Origin of the sequence: Eubacterium sp. AF17-7, from assembly GCF_003461285.1 — a bacterium.
Classification (GTDB): domain Bacteria; phylum Bacillota; class Clostridia; order Lachnospirales; family Lachnospiraceae; genus Eubacterium_U; species Eubacterium_U album.
In genome coordinates, this window is sequence record NZ_QTWU01000022.1 from 31,780 (window position 1) to 36,269 (window position 4,490).

A 4,490-nucleotide genomic window follows, 5' to 3' on the forward strand; every position below is an offset into this window, starting at 1 on the left:
ATGTTTATGATGAAACAACCGGCTACTGGAATGCCGGAGCAAGAATGTACAATTGTGCAGACAGGACATTCATACAGAAGGACCCTAAGGCAGGAAATGTATATGAAACCCTAACCCAGAACGGTTACATTTATTGCGGGGACAATCCACTGTATTACATAGACCCAGACGGATGTTCATACATAAGCACACTTGGAAATGCAGGAAGAACAGCCTTCAACGTTGTAAAGAGCGGAGTGGCAGGCGGACTTGGATTTTACACAAGGGTATGCTGTGAAATAGATAACATGCCGACATGGGCAAAGGCAGCGGTTGGAACAACAGGAATAATAATTGCAGGAGCAAGTGGAGTGGGAGCGGCTGCGATAGCAGAGACAGTAATTGCATCAGCAGGAATATCAGCGGCAACAGACGGAGCATTCTACAGCATATATGCATTAAACAACGGAAGTTTTAGCAGGTCAGAATTAAAGGACACGGTCATAAATGGAGCAGTAAACGGCTACATGTTTGCAGGAGCAGGGCTTGGAGTGGCAGGAATACGAAATGCTGCAAAGAGTGGAAAACTTGCAGGGTTTATGGCAGATGAAGCAGGAAGCGTGTCGTATGAGAGTGGTAGAACATCAGGAATATGGGATATGACAGAAGGCGGAGGTGTAATTAATGGAAGAGAATATTCTCAACATGCAATGGAAAGAATGGCTCCGGATACTCCTACAGTAAGGGCTGAATTAAGTAGACGTGCTGAAAAAGCAGCCCAACAAAAAGGATTAGAAGTAGGTACTAAAGAATATTATGAGTATTGCACTAAATATGTAGACCCAAGGAATATTCCACCGAGTGTTATAGAAGATGCAATATCTTCATCAAAAGCTATACCGGGAAATCGTTCAGATACATTCATACATGAGACTTTGGATGTAAAAGTAGTTGTAAATTCAAATGGTAAAGTAATTACTGTAATACCAAAATAGGAGACAATATGAAGTGACCTCACAATTGTAGATTCGTGGATTTACCTGTAAAATATTATTTGTACGAATAATAAGGTAACAGGGATTACCGCATACAATAGGAGGTCACATATGAATAGTATAGTTTATGTTGGGATGGATGTCCATAAGGAACAGTACACAATTTGTTGTTACAGTTATGAGACAGATAAGGTTTAGTATAAGCAGACAATACCATCAGATTACAAACTTGTTCTTAAATATATGGAACAGGTTCGTTCAAGATATGAAGGTGAGGTTTCATTTGTTTGTGGATATTAGGCAGGATGTTTGGGTTATTCTTTGTATCATCAACTAAAAGATCATGCTGTAGATTGTAAAATATTGGCTCCAAGTACAATGGCTGTAACTAATACACATCATGTAAAAACTGATAAAAGAGATGCTGCAAATATAACCAGATGTCTGGCATTTCATACTTATAGTGAAGTATATGTTCCGGATAATGATGACAATGATGTTAAGGAATATATTAGAATGCGTGATGACCAGAAGCTGTATCTTAAAAAGGTAAAACAACAGATTCTTGCGTTTGTTTTAAGACAGGGAAAACGTTTTGAAGGCGGAAAAACTTATTGGACTATTGCACATCTGAAATGGTTAAAAACCTTAGAATTGTCAGATTTACAAAGAGAAACTTTAAATGAGTACCTTCTGACCTATGAATATTTAACAGAAAAAATCAGCAGATTTGATGAAAGAATAGAGGAACTTGCATCAGTAGAAAGATACGAAGAAAAAGTAAAACATATAAGTTGTCTTCTTGGGATTAAGACACATACAGCCCTTTCAATGATTGTCGAAGTTGGTGATTTTGAAAGATTTGAAAAAGCACCGAAAATTGCTTCGTTTTTAGGTCTTGTACCAAGTGAAGATACCAGTGATACGAGAGTTAATCGATACAGCATAACAAAAGCTGGAAATAGCCACTTGCGAAGACTTTTAGTTGAATCGGCCCAGAGTTATACAAGGGGAAATGTAGGACACAAATCAGTGGCATTGAAGCAAAGACAGAAAGGAAATCCACCGGAAGTAATTGCGTATGCAGATAAAGCAAATGAAAGGCTTAGATGAAGGTTTTACAAAATGACTCTAAACAAAGGAGTTAATCGAAATGTGGCAACAACAGCAATAGCAAGAGAATTAGCGTGTTTTATCTGGGGTATGATGACAGAACATGTAAGTTAGTAGAATATTCATCTGTTTCAGTCAAGGATGCTTCGCATCGCCATTGGCGACAAGTCCCTGACAGAATCATCTGAATATTCTTAATGGTAATCAAGCAGAAGAAACTGACTTTGTCAGATTACATCTGCAAAACAATTAATTAACACTGGATACAGAGGCAGGGTCTTAGAGCATTTCTAGGTCCGAATTATTTGCAAACCACCTCTGTTGACATTATATTTATATATTTTGATTCACGCTAGGAGACGGCAAGATTCACGGCGGACCATTGACCTGTAGGTAACCAATCCACGTATAACAGAGTGACCAAGGCCAGGGACTGTTAGATCTGAGGCTCTGTCTCTGTACCCAATGTTAAAATTTAAAGAAAGGAAAATGTGGTGATTTCTTGAAATTTACTCTTGACAAGAGGTCACTTCATAACAGAGCTGAGATGTTTATTAAATATGATGAAATTGAATTAATGGAATTTTTTGAAACTGAACCCATTTTTATAGGTGATGAGGAAGCAGGAGAATGTATGTATGTTAGAAGACAAGGAGATTTTAAAATTATTTTAGTAATCTCCACATATGAAAAGTATATTAAAGTTTCAGTATCCTATAAAGAAAATGTTATATACAGTGAGAAACATAGTTCTATTTCAGAAATTGAAAGAATTGATAAAAATACTTTAAAGGTTAGTTCAGACAATCATGACATAGTTATTATTAATGCTCCTCAAATAGGAGTTTTTGTGGAAGAATAGTAATAAAACAGGGGAGTTTTAGAATCTGATTTAATATTACAAGCCAGTCTTAATATCAGAGCCAGCTGTGTATTGATAACATCAGCTGGCTCCTGCATTATGTAATATTCTCATCTGTATTTGTCCACTGGAACTGCACTTCGAAATTATAAAGTTGGTTGCTTACCATTAGCTCAGTATCGCTATCAAGACGGACTTTCTGGAAGTAGAATCCCTTATTCATAAAATACTACCCCAGCTTCATCTTCATAATATGTTCAGCATCTTCTCTATTGAAAGAGCTATCTGATTTTGGCGGTGTGCTTCGGCAGTAGTACAAAAATGGATATTCAGCGTTCTGTAGGAAGTCAGCTACCTTCTGGTGGAAAGGCTGATATTTGTAACCAGTAACAGCACAAGTATGCTCAGAACCGATGTATGGAACATCCAGTAAAAACAATTTATTTGTATTATCATTTTTTAAATTGTTAAGGCAGTCCTGCTGTGTAATAACAGCATTCTGCAACTTCAAGTGTGCTGGTAAAAATCTGAAGCTTCTTTCCATGATTTTGCCGGCACTTTCCACCATTGCCTTATTAATACACTGGACTATGAACATCTGATATGCAATGTCAATATTACAATCAACTTTATGATACTTAGCTCGCTTTTTTGAATTATCATTGATTGCTTTCTTGTATGCGGATAACTTTGGATTCTTTGTTTCTGGCTGTTCAATGAATAAGAGGTCAGATTCCAGAATTTGTTTTATCAGTTTCAGTGGTTCGGTCTTAATCACATTCAGAAAATTGGTTCTAAGTGGATTCAAGTCATTCAAAATCACTGATTTCCAAGGGTGACTTCTCAGTCCGAAAAATAGTGAACCAGTTGCGCTGCAACAATCAATCAGTATAAAGGATTCATAGGGGATTTCCATTGCATAACAGAATACACATATGACGAAAGTGGAAATCTGAAGACAAAGACAGATGGAAATGGAAATGTCACAACATATAAGTATGACAAAGAAGGAAGACTTACACCAATAACATATTCAGATAAAAGTATGGAAAAATTCGAATATGATGTACACGGAAATAAAACATCATATACAGACAAAAAAGGCAATACTACGACGTATATTTATGATAAAGATGACAGAATGACAAAAACTGTTGATGCAAATGGAATAAGTACGGAGTATGAATATGATGGAGTTGGAAATCTTACAAAAAAGACGCTTCACAGAAAAAAGGAAAATAGCAAGGCGGATGAAGTAACAACATATTCATATGATGGAAATAATAACCTTATATGTAAAACAGATGCCTTGAGCAAAAAGGAAAGTTATGAATATGACTTAAATGGAAACCTTGTAACGGTAAAAAATAACAGTGGAAAAGTCGTAACATCATACAGTTATGATGCCGTTAATAACTGTACTAAAAAAACAGTAAACGGAAAGACCACAACATATGAATATAATAAAAACGACTATCAGACAGCAATGTCAACGGATAGTGGAACAATATCATATGTAAGGGATGAACTTGACAGAATAA

The 4,490-nt window shown here is 36.3% G+C and carries 6 protein-coding genes; 4 read left to right on the forward strand and 2 right to left on the reverse strand.

Going from position 1 to position 4,490, the window contains the following annotated elements; translation table 11 throughout:
• The 3 genes from DWW96_RS13250 to DWW96_RS13260 all read left to right on the forward strand — a co-directional run.
• The coding region (locus DWW96_RS13250; protein WP_278286591.1) for an RHS repeat-associated core domain-containing protein at window positions 1-974 on the forward strand (974 nt) is incomplete at its 5' end.
• Between the two features lie 309 nt (window positions 975-1,283).
• Entirely contained in the window at window positions 1,284-2,087 is an 804-nt protein-coding gene (locus DWW96_RS13255; RefSeq protein ID WP_243003084.1) for a transposase, read from the forward strand.
• A gap of 502 nt (window positions 2,088-2,589) precedes the next feature.
• Window positions 2,590-2,949 carry a hypothetical protein gene (locus DWW96_RS13260; protein ID WP_117910756.1) on the forward strand — a complete coding sequence of 120 codons (360 nt, stop codon included), beginning with the start codon at window positions 2,590-2,592 and terminating at the stop codon, window positions 2,947-2,949.
• Between the two features lie 97 nt (window positions 2,950-3,046).
• Here DWW96_RS13260 and DWW96_RS14580 read toward each other — a convergent pair whose 3' ends face one another.
• A complete protein-coding gene (locus tag DWW96_RS14580; protein ID WP_278286592.1) occupies window positions 3,047-3,172 on the reverse strand; it encodes a hypothetical protein in 126 nt (41 codons plus the stop codon).
• A 6-nt stretch (window positions 3,173-3,178) separates the two neighbouring features.
• Window positions 3,179-3,772: a hypothetical protein gene (locus tag DWW96_RS14490; protein WP_243003085.1), complete on the reverse strand. Its 594-nt coding sequence runs from the start codon at window positions 3,770-3,772 to the stop codon at window positions 3,179-3,181.
• 222 nt (window positions 3,773-3,994) lie between these two features.
• Here DWW96_RS14490 and DWW96_RS13270 point away from each other — a divergent pair.
• On the forward strand, window positions 3,995-4,490 hold a 496-nt coding region (locus DWW96_RS13270), incomplete at its 3' end, for an RHS repeat protein (protein WP_199522701.1).

Excerpts from the sequence above, each read along its gene's own strand:
- DWW96_RS14580 (WP_278286592.1), bottom strand. The coding sequence starts at position 3,172 with ATGAATAAGGGATTCTACTTCCAGAAAGTCCGTCTTGATAGCGATACT.